15 protein-coding genes and 1 pseudogene are annotated in these 15670 nt (G+C 71.4%); 11 read left to right on the top strand and 5 right to left on the bottom strand.

What is annotated here, in order from left to right; translation table 11 throughout:
• Positions 1–1677 (top strand): amidohydrolase, encoded by a 1677-nt coding sequence (locus HNR16_RS01455; protein ID WP_158039243.1) that lies wholly within the window; start codon positions 1–3, stop codon positions 1675–1677.
• The gene (locus HNR16_RS01450; RefSeq protein ID WP_158039242.1) at positions 1674–2921 is read left to right on the top strand and encodes a M20 family metallo-hydrolase; all 1248 of its coding nucleotides are present in this window, start codon (positions 1674–1676) and stop codon (positions 2919–2921) included. Before HNR16_RS01455 ends, HNR16_RS01450 begins: the two co-directional genes overlap by 4 nt.
• A 124-nt stretch (positions 2922–3045) precedes the next feature.
• On the opposite strand, the gene poxB is transcribed toward HNR16_RS01450, so the two are convergent.
• The gene (gene poxB / locus HNR16_RS01445; protein WP_158039241.1) at positions 3046–4776 is read right to left on the bottom strand and encodes a ubiquinone-dependent pyruvate dehydrogenase; all 1731 of its coding nucleotides are present in this window, start codon (positions 4774–4776) and stop codon (positions 3046–3048) included.
• 239 nt (positions 4777–5015) lie between these two features.
• Here poxB and HNR16_RS01440 point away from each other — a divergent pair, with 239 nt between their 5' ends.
• From HNR16_RS01440 to HNR16_RS01430, 3 genes are all read left to right on the top strand, one after another.
• Positions 5016–5426: a hypothetical protein gene (locus HNR16_RS01440; protein WP_158039240.1), complete on the top strand. Its 411-nt coding sequence runs from the start codon at positions 5016–5018 to the stop codon at positions 5424–5426.
• A gap of 5 nt (positions 5427–5431) precedes the next feature.
• Entirely contained in the window at positions 5432–5971 is a 540-nt protein-coding gene (locus tag HNR16_RS01435) for an O-acetyl-ADP-ribose deacetylase (protein WP_158039239.1), read from the top strand.
• Between the two features lie 158 nt (positions 5972–6129).
• Positions 6130–6567: a YciI family protein gene (locus HNR16_RS01430; RefSeq protein WP_225737737.1), complete on the top strand. Its 438-nt coding sequence runs from the start codon at positions 6130–6132 to the stop codon at positions 6565–6567.
• A 247-nt stretch (positions 6568–6814) separates the two neighbouring features.
• Here HNR16_RS01430 and HNR16_RS01425 read toward each other — a convergent pair whose 3' ends face one another.
• Entirely contained in the window at positions 6815–8191 is a 1377-nt protein-coding gene (locus HNR16_RS01425) for an NAD-dependent succinate-semialdehyde dehydrogenase (protein WP_158039238.1), read from the bottom strand.
• Between the two features lie 302 nt (positions 8192–8493).
• Between HNR16_RS01425 and HNR16_RS01420 the strand changes: the two genes are divergently transcribed.
• From HNR16_RS01420 to HNR16_RS01410, 3 genes are all read left to right on the top strand, one after another.
• Positions 8494–9159, top strand: coding sequence for a TetR/AcrR family transcriptional regulator (locus tag HNR16_RS01420; RefSeq protein ID WP_179558044.1), 666 nt, complete (start codon positions 8494–8496; stop codon positions 9157–9159).
• A gap of 117 nt (positions 9160–9276) precedes the next feature.
• Positions 9277–10464, top strand: coding sequence for a CaiB/BaiF CoA transferase family protein (locus HNR16_RS01415; protein ID WP_158039236.1), 1188 nt, complete (start codon positions 9277–9279; stop codon positions 10462–10464).
• Positions 10465–10524: 60 nt separating this feature from the next.
• A complete protein-coding gene (locus tag HNR16_RS01410; RefSeq protein WP_158039235.1) occupies positions 10525–11685 on the top strand; it encodes an acyl-CoA dehydrogenase family protein in 1161 nt (386 codons plus the stop codon).
• 76 nt (positions 11686–11761) lie between these two features.
• Here the strand turns inward: HNR16_RS01410 and HNR16_RS18695 are convergent.
• Positions 11762–12004: pseudogene (locus HNR16_RS18695) on the bottom strand (VOC family protein); the annotation flags it as partial.
• Between the two features lie 20 nt (positions 12005–12024).
• Here HNR16_RS18695 and HNR16_RS01400 point away from each other — a divergent pair.
• From HNR16_RS01400 to HNR16_RS01390, 3 genes are all read left to right on the top strand, one after another.
• Positions 12025–12303 carry a helix-turn-helix domain-containing protein gene (locus tag HNR16_RS01400; RefSeq protein ID WP_158039233.1) on the top strand — a complete coding sequence of 93 codons (279 nt, stop codon included), beginning with the start codon at positions 12025–12027 and terminating at the stop codon, positions 12301–12303.
• Between the two features lie 14 nt (positions 12304–12317).
• A complete protein-coding gene (locus tag HNR16_RS01395) occupies positions 12318–12938 on the top strand; it encodes a hypothetical protein (protein WP_158039232.1) in 621 nt (206 codons plus the stop codon).
• Between the two features lie 158 nt (positions 12939–13096).
• Positions 13097–14395 carry an acyltransferase family protein gene (locus tag HNR16_RS01390; RefSeq protein ID WP_158039231.1) on the top strand — a complete coding sequence of 433 codons (1299 nt, stop codon included), beginning with the start codon at positions 13097–13099 and terminating at the stop codon, positions 14393–14395.
• 51 nt (positions 14396–14446) lie between these two features.
• Here the strand turns inward: HNR16_RS01390 and HNR16_RS01385 are convergent, their stop codons facing one another.
• Positions 14447–14977, bottom strand: a complete 531-nt coding sequence (locus HNR16_RS01385) for a lipoprotein LpqH (RefSeq protein ID WP_179558043.1) — start codon at positions 14975–14977, stop codon at positions 14447–14449.
• Between the two features lie 162 nt (positions 14978–15139).
• On the bottom strand, positions 15140–15592 hold the full coding sequence (locus HNR16_RS01380) for a VOC family protein (RefSeq protein WP_158039229.1): 453 nt from the start codon (positions 15590–15592) through the stop codon (positions 15140–15142).
• Positions 15593–15670 lie beyond the last annotated feature (78 nt).

Here is a 15670-nt window from a genome sequence, read left to right as displayed (position 1 = left end):
GTGCGCATCGACCGCATCCTCGGCGCCGCCGAGATCATCACCCTCGACCCCGACCGGCCGACGGCGACACGCATCGGCATCCTCGACGGGCGCATCGTCGGCTTCGACGAGGAGCTCGACGGGCTCGACGCGGGCGTCGTGGAGGAGCTCGGCGACGCCGTCCTCGTGCCCGGCTTCATCGACGCGCACACGCACACGACGTGGTGGGGCCTCGGGCTCGACGCCGTCGACCTGTCGCGCGCCCGCGGGCTCGACGAGCTCTATGCGCTGCTGCGCGACGAGGCCACGCGCCTCGCCGAGCGGCCGGGCCATTGGATCCACGGTACGGGCTTCAACCAGAAGCACCACGGGGGCGAGCACCCGGACATCCGCGTGCTCGACGAGATCGCGCCCGACCGGCCGATGTACCTGCGCAACACCTCGGGGCACCAGGCGATCACGAACTCGGCCGCCCTGCGCCTCGCGGGCGCACTCGACGCCACGTACACCGACCCCGAGGGCGGCGAGATCAAGCGCGACGCGGCCGGATACCCGACGGGCGTGCTCGACGAGGAGGCGCAGGGCGTCATCCAGCACCTGCTGCTCCCCTACTCGATCGAACGCATCGTCGACGCCCTCGACACCGCGACGGCACGCTACGCGTCCTACGGCATCACGGGCTTCACGGAGGCCGGCGTCGGCGGTGGTTGGATCGGCCACTCCCCCATCGAGATCGCCGCGTACCAGCGTGCCGTCCGCGAGGGACGCCTGCACGCGCGCGGCCAGCTCATGCCGGTCCTCGACGTACTCCATCCCGTCGAGGGTCACGCCGACGACGCGCACGGACGCGGCGGCGGCCTCGGACTCGACCTCGGCATCGGGCCCGGTTTCGGTGACGACCGGCTCTCGATCGGGCCCGTCAAGGTGTTCCTCGACGGCTCGCTGCTCGGCGCCACGGCCGCCGCGACCGAGGACTTCTGCGGCACACCGCACAATCACGGTTACCTGCTCTCGAGCGCCGACGACTTCCGCGAGCGCGTGGACGCCGCGTATCGCGCGGGCTGGTCGGTCGCGGTGCACGCGATCGGCGACGCCGCGGTCGACCTCGCGATCGAGCTCATCACCGACTGCACGGCGCGCTATGGGCGCAACGCCCTGCCGAACCGCATCGAGCACTGCGGCATGGCCCGGCCCGAGCACCTGCCGCTGCTCGCGGCCGCCGGGATCGCCGTGACGCCGCAGGCGTCGTTCACGGGGCCGCTCGGGCGACAGTTCATGGAGCGGGTCGGTCCCGAGCGGACGGCGTGGCTGTACCGCGCACGCTCGTTCCTCGACGCGGGCGTCGTCGTCGCGGGTTCGAGCGACGTGCCCGTGGCGGATCCCGTCGTCCTGCGCGCGCTGCAGGCGCTCGTCGATCGGCGCACCGACGAGGGCGAGGTGTTCGGCGCCGACGCCGAGTGCCTGAGCCCCCTCGACGCGCTGCGAACCTACACGGTCGGTTCGGCCACCGCGACGGGAACGCTCGCCGAACGGGGCACGCTCACGCCCGGCAAGCTCGCCGACCTCGTCGTGCTCGACGGGTCCCCGCTCACGGCCCCGCGCATCGACGAGCTCACCGTGCTCGCGACGATGGTCGGCGGCACCTACACCCACGACGTGCGCGACGGCGGTCGCGCGGACGGAGCAGCACGACCATGACCGACGACCAGGACTTCCTCGACGACTTCCGCTCGATGAGCTCGATCGGCTCGACCCCGGGCGGCGGCGTCGACCGGCAGGCGGCGACCGACACGGACGGCCGCACCCGCAACTGGTTCCGCGGCCTCGTCGAGGCGCACGGCTTCGAGGTGCACTACGACGAGATCGGCAACCAGATCTGCCTCATGGAGTTCGTACCGGGCGCGCCGTACGTGTTCGTCGGCTCACACCTCGACTCGCAGCCGCTCGGCGGACGCTTCGACGGCGCGTTCGGCGTCCTCGCGGCGGCCCACGCGATCACGCGCCTCCGCGAGCGCGCCGACGCCGGATCGTTCGCGCCGACCGTGAATCTCGCGGTCGTGAACTGGTTCAACGAGGAGGGCTGCCGCTTCAAGCCGTCGATGATGGGCTCGTCGGTCTTCACGGGCAAGCTCGCGCTCGACGACGCGCTCGCGACGACCGATCCGGCGGGCACGAGCGTCGGGGACGCGCTCGCGGCGATCGGCACGATCGGCACGTTCGAGCGGCCCGAGCTCGTCGGCTACGTCGAGATCCACATCGAGCAGGGCCGTTCGCTCGAGGACGACGGGCTCACGATCGGGCTCGTGCAGTCGACGTGGGGCGCCGACAAGCATCAGCTCGTCGTGCACGGCGAGCAGGCCCACACGGGAGCGACGGTCATCGCCGACCGGCGGGACGCGCTCCTCGGTGCGGCGCTCGTCGTCGCGGCCGCACGGGAGATCGCCGACGAGTTCTCCACCGACGACGCGATGGTGATCACCTCGTGCGGCGAGTTCACGGTGACACCGAACTCGCCCGTCGTCGTCGCCCGCCGCGTCGACCTGCTCGTCGACGTGCGCTGCCCGGACGCCGCGGTGCTCGCCCGGGCGGACGCCGAGCTGCGGCGACGCATCGCCGACATCGAGGCGCGCGCGAACGTCTCGATCGAGTTCGTGCCGGGACACGACTGGCCCGCGAAGGCGTACGACGAGGCGGGCATCCGGCTCGCTGCCGAGGTCGCCGAATCGCTCGAGCTGCCCTACGGCGAGGTGCGCACGCTCGCGGGACACGACTCGACGAACCTCAAGGACGTCGTCCCGACGATCATGCTCTTCGTCCCGAGCGTCGAGGGCATCAGTCACAACGAGCGCGAGTACACGTCCGACGACGACCTGCTCGCGGGCGTCGCGATGCTCACGGGTGTCCTCGAACGCGTCGCGATCGAGGGCATCACGCCCGCCTGACCGCCGGGTGCCCACGCACCCGCGAATCACTTCCCCCCGGAAGACGACGGAGGCGGGACCCGGATCGGATCCGGGTCCCGCCTCCGTCGATGTGTCCGCCGCCGTCGCTCGGACGCGACGCCGGCTAGCGGAACAGTCGGCGCCAGACGTTCGTGTCGGCGAGGTCGACGAGTTCCGTCCCGCGGCCCGAGAGGACTGTGCGCAGGGCGAAGAGCGCGAAGCCCTTCATCTGTGCGGCCGTGATGGTCGGCGGCATCGAGAGCTCCTCGCGCGCCACGACGACCTCGACGAGCGCGGGGCCCGGCTCGTCGAACGCCTTCGTGAGCGCCTCACGCAGATCGGCACCCTTCTCGACGCGGTAGCCGCGCAGCCCGACGGCCTCGGCGACCTTCGAGAAGTTCGGGTTGTCGAGTCCCGTCCCGAAGTCGACGATGCCCGCCGCCTTCATCTCGAGCTCGACGAAGTTGAGCGACGAGTTGTTGAACACGACGATCTTCACGGGCAGATCGTTCTGCTTGATCGTGAGCAGCTCGCCCATGAGCATCGCGAGTCCGCCGTCGCCCGCGAGCGCGATGACCTGGCGCTTCCGGTCGACGCCCTGCGCGCCGAGCGCCTGCGGCAGCGCGTTCGCCATCGAGCCGTGCACGAACGACCCGAGGAGTCGGCGGCGGCCGTTCATGTGCAGGTAGCGCGCGGCCCACACGACGGGCGTGCCCACGTCGGCCGTGAACACGGCGTCGTCGGCAGCGATCTCGTCGACGAGACGTGCGACGTACTGCGGGTGGATGGGCGCCTTGCCGTCGTCGTCCGCGAGCTCGTCGAGGTCCTTTCGGGCCGTCTTGTAGTGCTTCACCGAATCGGCGAGGTGCGCGTCGGAGCGGCCGTCCTTCAGGAGCGGGAGGAGCGCGGTCGCGGTCGAGGTCACGTCGCCGACGAGCCCCACGTCGATCGGGGTGCGCCGCCCGAGCTGCTCGCCGCGCAGATCCACCTGCACGATCTTGGCCTTCGACGGGTAGAACTGTCGGTACGGGAAGTCGGTGCCGAGCATGAGGAGCGCATCGCACTTCTCCATTGCCCGGTAGCCGGACGTGAAGCCGAGCAGCCCCGTCATGCCGACGTCGTACGGGTTGTCGTACTCGATGTGCTCCTTGCCGCGCAGCGCGTGCACGATCGGTGCCTGAAGCCGCTCGGCGAGCGCGAGCACCTCGGCGTGGGCACCCGCGACACCGGCGCCGGCGAGGATCGTGACGTTCTTCGCGTCGTTGAGCACGTCGGCCGCCGCCTGCAGCTCCGCCGCGACGGGCGTCACGGTCGAGGACGTGGCGCGGATCGGCGCGGTCGGGCGGCGCTCGGGCTCGTCGGCGAAGAAGACGTCGCCGGGGACGACGATGACGGCGACACCGCGACGCTCGACCGCCGTGCGCATCGCCGTCTCGAGCACCCACGGCATCTGCGACGGATCGCCCACGAATTCGCAGTACACGCTGCACTCGCGGAACAGGTCCTGCGGCTTCGTCTCCTGGAAGTAGGCGCTGCCGATCTCGCTCGACGGGATGTGCGCGGCGATCGCGAGCACCGGCACGCGGTTGCGCTGGGCGTCGTAGAGGCCGTTGATGAAGTGCAGGTTGCCGGGCCCGCACGAGCCCGCGACCACGGCGATGTCGCCCGTGATCTCCGCCTCGGCGCCCGCGGCGAACGCGGCGCCCTCCTCGTGGCGGACGTGCATCCACTCGATGTCGCGCTCCTGGCGCAGCACATCGGTGAACGCGTTGAGGGAGTCGCCGGGCAGTCCCCAGACGCGCTTCACCCCTGCCCGTTTGATCGTCTCGACGATGTATTCAGCGATGTTCGACATGCCGTTTCAGCCTCCGTGTCCGTCATGGTCGATCCTGCTCGGCGCACCGTGGGGCACCGAAGCGTGTGGTCCCGGGTCGCGCACCGAGGACGAGGGCCGCGGAACTGGCGCAGTCGGCTCCTCGGTCACGCGACTACACTACTCCCGTCTCCTCGACGGGGCCCCGTGTCCGCGCGGCGTCCGAGGCGGGATCCCGGCGCGGCGAGGACGGCGAGCAGGAACGACGAACGGAGGTCGCCATGATTCCGGACACGTGGATCGAACACCGCCGCGAGGACGGTGAGCGGCTCGGGTGGATCGAGATCGTCGGCGACGCGTGCGTGCCGATCGATGCGCTGGGGCGGCCGCTCCCCGCGACGACGGACTGGCTCGACGCCGAGGCGGCGCTCGAGGAACGGGGCATCGGCTTCCTCGCGGATCGCTACGCCTGGCACCGCGACGGCGGGGCCGCGGTCGCCGTCCGCATCACGCAGCTCGACGGCGAACACGTGTTCGTGAAGTACGACGACTTCGGTGACGTGACGGCCTCCGCGGCCGTGTACGAGCTGCCGTTCCCGGCCCCGGACGAACTCCGCCCCTGGACGGGCGACACGCAGGACGCGATCGATTCGCTCTCCGGCGAGAACGCCCAGCGAGCGGCGAGAGGATGAGCGACGTGGACATCGAAGCGATCACCGGGGACATCACACGCGTACGCGTCGACGCGATCGTCAACGCGGCGAACCGGCTGCTGCTCGGCGGTGGCGGCGTCGACGGGGCGATCCACGCGGCGGCCGGGCCCGCGCTGCTCGAGGCGTGCCGCGAACTGCGTCGGACGACGTACCCGCAGGGACTTCCCGTGGGCGAGGCGGCGGCGACGGCAGCCGGTGCGCTCCCCGCGACGTGGGTCATCCACACGGTGGGCCCGAACCGCAATGTCGGCGAGACGGAGCGCGAGCTGCTCGCGGCCTGCTTCACGTCGAGTCTGCGGCTCGCGGCCGAGCTCGGGGCGCGCAGCGTCGCGTTCCCGGCGATCGGGGCGGGGGCGTTCGGCTGGCAGATGGTGACGGTCGCCGAGCTCGCGACCGAGGCGGTGCGATCGGCCGAGGCGGCGGGCGTCGAGCGCGTCACGTTCGTCCTGACCGACGATCGGGCGACCCAGCTCTTCCGCCTCGCACTCACGCCCGCACGATCGCGCGGGCGACTCGTCCGCTGATCCGCAGATCCGCCGCTCCGCTGATCGCTCGAGCGACACGAGCTCACGGCGGGCGCACTGCCGGTCGGTTCGCCGGACGCTGTGCGATCGTGTCACCGGACGCCGTCGTTCGACCCGTCCACGAGCGGGCGCGACGCGCCCCGAGCGAGGAGAGCGCGTTGAGCAAGTTCATGCTGATCATGCGGGCGACCGACGAGGCGACCGAGGCCTCGAAGCAGGTGCCCTTCGAAGAGATCATCAACGCGATGGGTGCCTACAACGAGGCACTCATGGCGGCGGGGGTCATGGTCGACGGCGGCGGCCTGTCGGACGCCGCGCAGGGTCGCGTCGTGGCGTTCGGCGAGGGTGAGCCGACCGTGACCGAGGGGCCGTATGCCGGGACGGAGTCGCTCTTCAGCGGCTACTGGATGCTCGACGTGCCGACGATCGACGAGGCGGTGGCGTGGGCGGCGAAGGCGCCGCTCGGGCCGGGCTCGAAGCTCGAGATCCGCCGCCTGACCGACGAGACCGACTTCGCGGACTTCGCCGACAACGAGTTCATCGAGAAGGAGGTGGGCTGGCGTGAGGAGCAGGACGCGCGCCGAGCCGAGTCCTGAGCACAGCCTCCGACGCCCCCACACCCACTCACTCGACCGCGCCCGCGCGCGCCCGCGAACAAACCGCGAACAAAAGAGCCGAGAAAAAGCCGGGTTGTTGCTACCGGGCCGCGGGCCCGGTAGCAACAACCCGGCTTTTCGTGAGCAGCGCGGGCGCGGCGCAGCGCAGCGCAGCGCGGGTCAGCGCGGGTCAGCGCAGCGCGGCGGGGTCAGCGCAGCGCGGCGGGGTCAGCGCAGCGCGGCGGGGTCAGCGCTTCGGGGCGCGCACGAGCTTCTTGTTCGCGAACTCGTCGACCCCGTAGCGGCCGAGCTCGCGACCGATGCCCGACATCTTCACGCCGCCGAACGGCACGTCCGGCTCCGTCCCGCCGGGCGCGTTGATGTAGACCATGCCCGCGTCGAGCCGATCGGCGACCTCGTTCGCGAGCGCCCAGTCGGTCGTGTAGACCGAGGAGCCGAGCCCGTACGGGGTGTCGTTCGCGAGCTCGACCGCGGCATCGACGTCGCGCACGCGATACACCGTCGCGACGGGGCCGAACGCCTCCTCGCGGTAGAGCCGCATGTCGGGCGTCACGCCCGTCACGAGCGTCGGCGACATCCAGGCGCCGTCCCGATCGAGTCGCGCACCGCCGACGCGGATGTCGGCACCCTTCGCGCGCGCGTCGTCGACGAGCTCGAGGACGCGATCGAGCGCCGCCTCGGACGACAGCGGCCCGAAGCGTGTCGCCGCATCCGACGGATCCCCCGGCTCCATCGCGGCGAGCCGCGTCTCGAGCCCGGCGACGAAGTCGTCGTACAACCCGTCGACGACGATCATGCGCTTCGGGGAGTTGCACGCCTGCCCGGCGTTCGACATGCGCGCCGACGCGGCCGTGCGGACGAGGCCGTCGAGGTCGTCCGTGTCGAGCACGATGAACGGGTCGTTCCCGCCGAGTTCGAGCACGAACCGCTTGAGGTGGCGCCCGGCGATCTCCGCCACCGCGGCACCGGCGCGCTCCGAGCCCGTGAGGGAGACCCCCTGGAGCCGGGCGTCGGCGATGAGCCGCGCCACCTGCTCCTCGGACGCGAAGACGTTGATGTACGCGTCACGCGGGAGGCCCGCCTCGTGGAAGATCTCCTCCATGACCGACGCCGATTCGGGGCAGCTCGGCGCATGCTTGAGGAGGATCGTGTTGCCGAGCAACAGGTTCGGCGCCGCGAAGCGCGCGACCTGGTAGTACGGGTAGTTCCAGGGCATGATGCCGAGCACGACGCCGATCGGTGCCCGCCGGACGACCGCACTGCCCCCGGTCGCGACCGTCAACTCCTCGTCGGCGAGGAAGCCGGGGCCCTGCTCGGCGTAGTACGCATAGATCGCGCCCGAGATGCCGACCTCACCGAGCCCCTGCTTCACCGGCTTGCCCATCTCGCGCGTGATGATCGCGGCGAGCTCGTCCGCGCGTTCGGCATAGATCTCCGCCACCCGGGCGAGCACCGCCGCGCGCTGCGCGACGGGCGTCTCGCGCCACGACGGGAACGCGGCGTGCGCACGCGCGAGGGCGTCGCCGACCGCCGCATCGGACGCCGTCTCGTACGTTCGCTCGACGATGCCGGTTGCCGGATTCACGATCTGGAAGGAACTCATGGCGCGAGGCTATCGGCGGCGGCATGGTCCCCGGTGGGAGCGAATCGCTCGCGCCCTGCCGCCGCCTCGAGCTGAACCGGTGGGGGCGGTTCGACGCGATGACAGAGTGCGCTAGCAGATGCACGCCGAAACGTCCACGGGCCCCCCTGCCCACGGCTCCCCATCGACTCCACCGATCCCCCGTCTCGCCCGCAACGACGGGCGAGACGCCGGGTCGGTCGGGAGCCCGAGCCGCGGGCTCGCAGAGACCGTCGACCTGCGTCCCAGAAACGGCCGGAGGGGCGCGCCTAGCGTCTTCGATCATGTCACCGCGGAATCCCGAAACCAACGCCGAGATGCGAGAGCGCTCACGCGCGAAACTCGTGGAGGCCGCGGACGATCTGTTCTCCGAACGCGGCTACGACGCGACCTCGCTCAGCGCGATCACCGCGGAGGCGGGCCTCAGCCACGGCCTCGCGCGCTACTACTTCGACGCCAAGGCGGACGTGCTCGCCGAGGTGATCGGTCCGCGCCTCGATGCATCGCTCGACGTCATCGACGGGGCGCCGGGCGACCCGGACGTCGCGCTCGCGACGATCATCGACGTGACGCTCGAGGCCGCGGAGTCCGCCCCCGCGCCACAGGCGCTCGTCCTGGCCTCGATGCTGCAACCCGGCCCGCACGACGTGTTCGCCGAGTTCGAGCAGCAACACGAATCTCGGCTGCGCGCAGCGGAGGACCGCCTGCGGAGCATCTTCGCGGCCCGCGGCGCGAGCGACCCGGTCGCCGAGGAGATCCTGTTCCGGAGCACGCTCGAGGGCATCGTCTTCAAGATCTGCGTGTACCCGGAGACGTTCCCGGTCGCCGCCGCCAGGCGCCGGCTGCACGAGCGGTACGGCCTGCCCGATCCGGAACCGTGGCCCGGCGAGACCCCCGACGCGCAGACGCCCACGCCACGCCTGCGGGCGACGCCCAGGCACCAGCCCTGACGCACGACCCGGGCGCGCTTGCCGCCGCGGGAGGCGGATTGCTAGCCTCCAGGTGCGGGCGGACGCGAACGCCATGGCGAGCGAGGGCGTCGGGGCCCGTGCGGAGAGGAGCCGGACGTGGCACGACCCCTCGAGGGACTCCTCGTGGCCGACTTCTCGCGTGTGCTCGCGGGGCCGCTCATCACGATGACCCTCGCCGATCTGGGCGCCCGCGTCATCAAGGTCGAACGCCCCGGGACGGGCGACGACACCCGCAGCTGGGGGCCGCCGTACGCGACGTCCGGCCAGGCGACGTACTTCGAGTCGGTGAATCGGAACAAGGAGTCGGTGACGCTCGATCTGCGCGACGCCGAGGACAACCGCCTCGCGCTCGAGCTCGCGACGCGCGCCGACGTCGTCGTCGAGAACTTCATCACGGGCGGGCTGGACCGCCTCGGTCTCGGCTACGAAGCGGTGCGGGCCGTCAATCCGGACGTCGTGTTCGTCTCGGTCACGGGGTTCGGGAGCGCGGGCGGCGCGGCCCTCCCCGGCTACGACTTCATCGTGCAGGCGATCGGCGGGCTCATGCACATCACCGGCGAGGACGACGGGCGGCCGATGAAGGCCGGGGTCGCGCTCGTCGACGTCCTGACGGCGAAGGACGGCACGATCGGCACGCTCGCGGCGCTCACGCGGCGTGACCGCACGGGTGAGGGTGCACACGTCGAGGTCAATCTGCTCTCGAGCCTGCAGGGCGCGCTCGCGAACCAGATCCAGGCGGTCGTCGGCGCGGGCGCGGAACCGCGCCGGCTCGGCAACGACCACCCGTCGATCGTGCCGTACCAGACCCTCGCGTGCCGCGACGCCGAGATCGCGGTCGCAATCGGCAACGACGGGCAGTTCCGCTCGCTCGTCACGCTCCTCGGTGCGCCGGAACTCGCCGACGATCCCCGCTTCGCGACGAACCCGCAGCGCGTCGCGCACCGCGAGGAGGTGCGCGAGGCGCTCGAATCGCGTCTCGCCGACGGCGACGCCGCCGAGTGGGCGGAGCGGATCCGCGCGAGCGGCTGCCCCGTGGGCGTCGTCGGTTCGATCGCCGACGGACTCGACTACGCCGAGCGGCTCGGCCTCGACCCCGTGCTCGAACTCCACGGTCCCGACGGCGCACCCCGCGGCCACGGGGTCCGCCATCCCGTCTCGTACACGCCGTCCTTCGAGCCGCGGACGCAGGCTCCCCCGCTGCTCGGTGAGCACGACGCCGAGGTGCGCTCGTGGCTCGCCTCGAGCGTCGACGCGGAGGCGCCGGAGGAGTATCCGCCGGTCTGATCGCTCGATCGACCCGCCGAACACTCCACCCGATTCCGCTTCCTCTCGAAAGGCCCGACCGTGGCAGACCTCTCCGACCTCCTGAACATCGATGCCCAATTCACCGACGAGGAGCTCGCGCTCCGTGACCGCGTGCGCGAGTTCGTCGACCGCCGGTTCCGTCCGAACATCGCCAAGTGGTACGAGTACGCGGTGTTCCCGACCGAGATCATCCCCGAGATGGCGGAGCTCGGACTGCTCGGCATGCACCTCGACGGGTACGGCTGCGCGGGCCGCAGCGCGACGGAGTACGGCATCGCGATGCAGGAGCTCGAGGCGGGCGACTCGGGCCTGCGCACATTCGTCTCGGTACAGGGCTCGCTCGCCATGAGTGCGATCCACAAGCACGGCTCGGAGGAGCAGAAGCAGCGCCTGCTGCCCGAGATGGCGGCGGGCCGTGTGGTCGGGTGCTTCGGCCTGACCGAGCCGACGGCGGGCAGCGACCCGTCGGGCATGCTCACCCGCGCGGAGCGCGACGGCGACGGTTGGGTGTTGAACGGTTCGAAGCGGTGGATCGGTCTCGGCACGATCGCGCAGATCGCGATCGTGTGGGCGATGACCGACGAGGGCGTGCGCGGCTTCATCGTGCCGACGGACGCAGAGGGCTTCTCCGCGAAGCTGCTGGAACCGAAACTCTCGATGCGCGCCTCGATCCAGACGGAGCTCACGTTCGAGAACGTGCGGCTCACGGAGGCGGACCGCCTGCCCGGCGCCGCCGGCCTCAAGGCGCCGTTCCAGTGCCTCAACGAGGCGCGCTACGGGATCATCTGGGGCGCGATGGGCGCGGCGCGGGACTCGTTCGAGGTCGCCGCGGCGTACACGGCGCAGCGTCAGCAGTTCGGGAAGCCGCTCAGTGCGTTCCAGTTGACACAGGAGAAGCTCGTGAACATGGCACTCGAGATCCAGAAGGGTCAGCTCCTCGCGCTCCACATCGGCCGCATGAAGGATGCGGGCACGCTGCAGCACCACATGATCTCGGTCGGCAAGCTCAACAACTGCCGCGAGGCGATCGCGATCTGCCGTGACGCGCGCGCGATGCTCGGCGGCAACGGCATCCTGCTCGAGTACTCGCCCCTGCGGCACGCGAACAACCTCGAGTCCGTGCGCACGTACGAGGGCACCGACGAGGTGCACACGCTCATCCTGGGCGAGAAGCTGACGGGCGTGAGCGCGTTCCGCTGACCGGTCCCGTTCCGCACGCGCGTGGCCCCGCCCCGTTCCCGGGGCGGGGCCACGCGCGTTCCGATCGGGCCGCCGCTCACGCCCGGTCGTGGACAGTGATCGCGTAGCCGTCGGGATCGGCGAACGTGAACGTCACGCCGAACGGGCCCTGTTGCGGTGGTGCGAGCACGGTGACGCCGGCGGTGACGAGTTCGTCGTGCAGCGCCTGTACGTCGTCGCCGTGCATCCAGAGGGCGATGCCCGCACCGGGGCGGGGCTCGATCGCATCGAGGTCGACGCCCGGAAGCGGCTCCCGGACCGCGAACGGCACGGGTCGCGTCGAGTCGCGTCGCGAAGACGATGCACACCCTGCTGCGCGGGCTCCGCGAACGCGCGCTCATCGAGCGAGCGGCGACGGCCCCCTCGGGTCGGGCGCTCCCCACGAGGCTCACGGCAGAGGGCGAGCGGCTCCTCGAACGCGCCCAACGGCGCGTCGCCGAGGTGGAGGCCGCGATGGTCCACGGGCTCGAGCCGGCCGAGGCCGAGGAGCTCCACGAACTCCTGACGCGCTGTATCGAGTCACTGCGCGCCGAGGGCGGCCACGCGCCGCCCGCCGCAGGAGTCGCCCATCGGCGGTGATTACCATCGTCGGCGTGACCGCTCCACCTCCCTCCCCCGTCGCCCGCACGACCGGGTGGGTCGCCGCGCGCTGGTCACGCCTGACGCACCGGCAGCGGGTCGTGCGGCTCCTCCTCGCCGCCGTCGCGCTCGTTCTCGTCACCGCGATCGCCGCCGTCGGGACCGCGGCTGCCGAGCGGGCACGCATCGGCAACCCGGTCGACCTCGACGACCTGCCCGCATCGGTCGGCAACTGGGAGGGCGAACAGATCGAGATCGCCGCGATCATCGTGCCGGTCGCGCAGGAGCGACACATCCCCACCCGCGGACAGGAGATCGCCGTCATGGTCGCGATGGGCGAGAGTTCGTTGCGCAACATCGACCGAGGCGACGACGCGCGCAACCCGGACGGCTCGCTCAACTGTTCGCTCGGCGTCTTCCAGCAGCAGTGGTGTCTCGGCTGGGGTACGCGCGAGGAGGTGCTCGACCCCGCCTACGCCGCGGGCGCGTTCCTCGACGCGATGGTCCGGATCGATGGCTGGGAGCACATGGAACCCACGCTCGTCGGGCACGAGGCGCAGATCAACGACGACGCCGCGCACTACGAGCCCTACTTCGCGGACGCGCGTGCCGTCGTCGCGGCGCTCACCGGCTGAGGATCCGCCCGGCCGGAGAGGCTCGATCCCGCAGCAGGACGAGTCCGCGCGGCGGCTCCGCCGACCGGCCGAGCCGTGGTCATCCCCCGGGTGCAACCTCCGGTGCATTTCGGGGCCCGAGGGCCCTGCGACGGCGGCAGGCGTCGTAGCTTCACCGCATGGACATCACCACGGAACGCCCGGACGTCGCTGCGAAGCTCGCCGAACGCGACCTGACCCTCGACCTCGCGCGCGTCGCGTGCGTCGTCCTCGTCGTCGTGATCCACGTGCTGTTCGCGGGGGTCCGGGTGACCGATGCCGGCATCGAGGTGGAGCACACGGTCGAGTTGCAGCCCTGGTTCGCCGCGGTCACGTGGATCTTCGAGATCATGCCGCTCTTCTTCGTCGTCGGCGGATTCGCGTCGGCGACCGCCTATCGCTCCGCGCGGAAGCGTGGCGCGAGCGATGCCGACTACGTCCGCGGACGGCTCCTGCGCCTCGCGCGTCCGGCGCTGCCCGTCTTCGCGTTCTTCGGGGCGACGCTGCTCGTGATCGGTGCGACCTCGGTCGACCGGACCCTCGTGTCGGCCGTCGCCGTCGCCGTCGGCTCGCCGCTGTGGTTCCTGTCCAGCTTCCTCATCGTGCAGGCCTGTGTGCCACTGCTCCTGCGGCTGCACGAGCGCCGCCCCGTCGTGACCCTCATCACGCTCGTGGCAGCCGCCGCGGCCGTCGACGCGATGCGCACTGCGAGCGGCGAGGTACTCCTCGGCCTGCCGAACGTGCTTTTCGTGTGGGCCGCCTGCCATCAGCTCGGATTCTGGATGCGCGACGGCTTCTTCGCCAGGCGCCGTCCCGTCGAGCTCGTGGGCATCATCGTGCTCGCCTACCTCGCACTGTGGGGGCTCGTGTCGACGGGGGCGTACTCGTGGAACATGCTCGCGAACCAGTACCCGCCCACGCTGCCGCTCGTGTGCCTCGCCGTCGCCCAGGCCGCGGCGCTGCGGCTCGCGTACCGTCCGCTCTCCGCGCTCATGCGCACGTGTGCGGCCCGTGCCGTCGTGTACGTCGTCGGCTCGCGCGCCATGACGATCTACTGCTGGCACTCGCCCGCGATCATGCTGCTGCTCGGCCTGCAGCTCCTCGTGCCGGCCACCCTGAGCGAGCCGGGGAGCACCCGCTGGTGGTGGGAGCGCATCCTGTTCACGGCGCTCGTGCTCGCCCTGCTCTGGCTGCTGTCCCTCGCCCTCGCGCGCTTCGAGGAGGCGCCCCCGAGTGTCCCCGCCGGGTCCGTCGCGCCCGGGGCCGCGCGCGTGGCACTCGCGTGCGTGCTGTTCACGACGGCACCGTTCCTCATCGCGATGCTCGGCATGAACACGGGACTCGCCGTCGCCGGGCTCGTCGGGACGGTCGCGGCGCTGCGGCTCGTCCGGCCGCGCACCGCAGCCGATGTCGGGGTGCGGGTGCCCCCGTCCGTCTGAATGCGAACCGCCCCGCCGCACAGCGTGCGACGGGGCGGTTCGTGGGGAGACTCAGACGGTGGTGTCGCAGGTCACCCGAGCCGTGAACGGCACGTTCGAGCCGGTCGGGTCGTCGGTCGACGTGAGCGTCCCCGTGCCCGTGATCGTGTACTCGGAACCGTTCTCGGTCACGTCGATGTGGGTGCCCGGCGTCGAGGTACCCGCGGCGAGCGCGATCGCAGTGGTCGTGTGGTCGCTCGAGAGCGCCGTGAAGCCGAAGATGCCCTCCGTGACGGAGATCGTGTACTGCGTCCCGTCCTCGGCCGTCGCCAGGCCGGCCACGGTCACGGTCTCGCCGCTGCCGACGCACGAGGTGTTGAAGTCGAGGCCCGTGACGGTCTCGGTGCCGTAGGCGATACCTTCGCCGTCCAGGGTCGGCGCCTCGTCCTGGGGTGCCTCCTCCTGCGTCTGGTCCGTGACGACCTGCGTGGCGGGCGCGGTGGTTTCGGCAGCCTGGTCGTCGCCACCGGACGAGCAGCCGGTGAGGGCGACGAGGGCGAAGGCGGCGAGTGAGACGGTGAGAGTCAGTGGGTTGCGCTGCACGGGAGGCTCCAAAGTGCGTTCGAGACGGTCATTCGACGTGATCCTATTGGAAACCTGCACGTTTCCTGAACGGTGCGTCAGACATGTCATCCGGACGGCCCATCCGGACGATCCGCAGGATGTACGAGCGATGCGGTAGCCGGGACGGCGGCGACGGCCCGCTCAACTGACGCAGAACTCGTTCCCCTCGGGGTCCCGCATGACCCACCAGTGCCCCGCGGGCCCCTGGTCGACCTCGTCCCCACGGCTCGCACCGAGCGACTCGACGCGCTCGACGAGCGCGTCACGGCCGCCGGGTTCGGCGTGCAGGTCGATGTGCAGCCGGTTCTTGACGACCTTCCGCTCCGGCACCTCCTGGAAGAGGATCCGGCGCCCGAGTCCGGTTCCGCTCCCGGCTTCGAAGGGGTCGTCGGGGTGGCGGACGGCGCCGAATCCCCGGAAGGTCTTCCGGTCGCCGTGGTCGACGACCGTCTCGGACGACACGTACCCAGCGGCGAGCAGCTCGTCGATGAGCGGTGTCGGGTCCTCGACGACGTACTCGAGGGCCGCGGCCCAGAATGCGGCGAGGGTGGTCGCGTCGGCACAGTCGACGACGAGTTTCCAGTGCACGGTCATGGCCTCATCCTCGCGCACGCGCCCCCGGACTCGCCGAACGGGAACGGCGGCCCCGGGAGGTGCTCCCGGGGCCGCCGT

This window comes from Pseudoclavibacter chungangensis (genome assembly GCF_013410545.1).
Classification (GTDB): Bacteria; Actinomycetota; Actinomycetes; order Actinomycetales; family Microbacteriaceae; genus Pseudoclavibacter; species Pseudoclavibacter chungangensis.
The sequence above is the reverse complement of the archived record's forward strand: the minus strand, read 5'-3'. Positions and strand labels throughout refer to the sequence as shown.

Excerpts from the sequence above, each read along its gene's own strand:
- HNR16_RS01440 (WP_158039240.1), top strand. The coding sequence starts at position 5,016 with ATGATTCCGGACACGTGGATCGAACACCGCCGCGAGGACGGTGAGCGG.
- HNR16_RS01450 (WP_158039242.1), top strand. The coding sequence starts at position 1,674 with ATGACCGACGACCAGGACTTCCTCGACGACTTCCGCTCGATGAGCTCG.
- HNR16_RS01380 (WP_158039229.1), bottom strand. The coding sequence starts at position 15,592 with ATGACCGTGCACTGGAAACTCGTCGTCGACTGTGCCGACGCGACCACC.
- poxB (WP_158039241.1), bottom strand. The coding sequence starts at position 4,776 with ATGTCGAACATCGCTGAATACATCGTCGAGACGATCAAACGGGCAGGG.
- HNR16_RS01425 (WP_158039238.1), bottom strand. The coding sequence starts at position 8,191 with ATGAGTTCCTTCCAGATCGTGAATCCGGCAACCGGCATCGTCGAGCGA.
- HNR16_RS01390 (WP_158039231.1), top strand. The coding sequence starts at position 13,097 with ATGGACATCACCACGGAACGCCCGGACGTCGCTGCGAAGCTCGCCGAA.
- HNR16_RS01420 (WP_179558044.1), top strand. The coding sequence starts at position 8,494 with ATGTCACCGCGGAATCCCGAAACCAACGCCGAGATGCGAGAGCGCTCA.
- HNR16_RS01400 (WP_158039233.1), top strand. The coding sequence starts at position 12,025 with ATGCACACCCTGCTGCGCGGGCTCCGCGAACGCGCGCTCATCGAGCGA.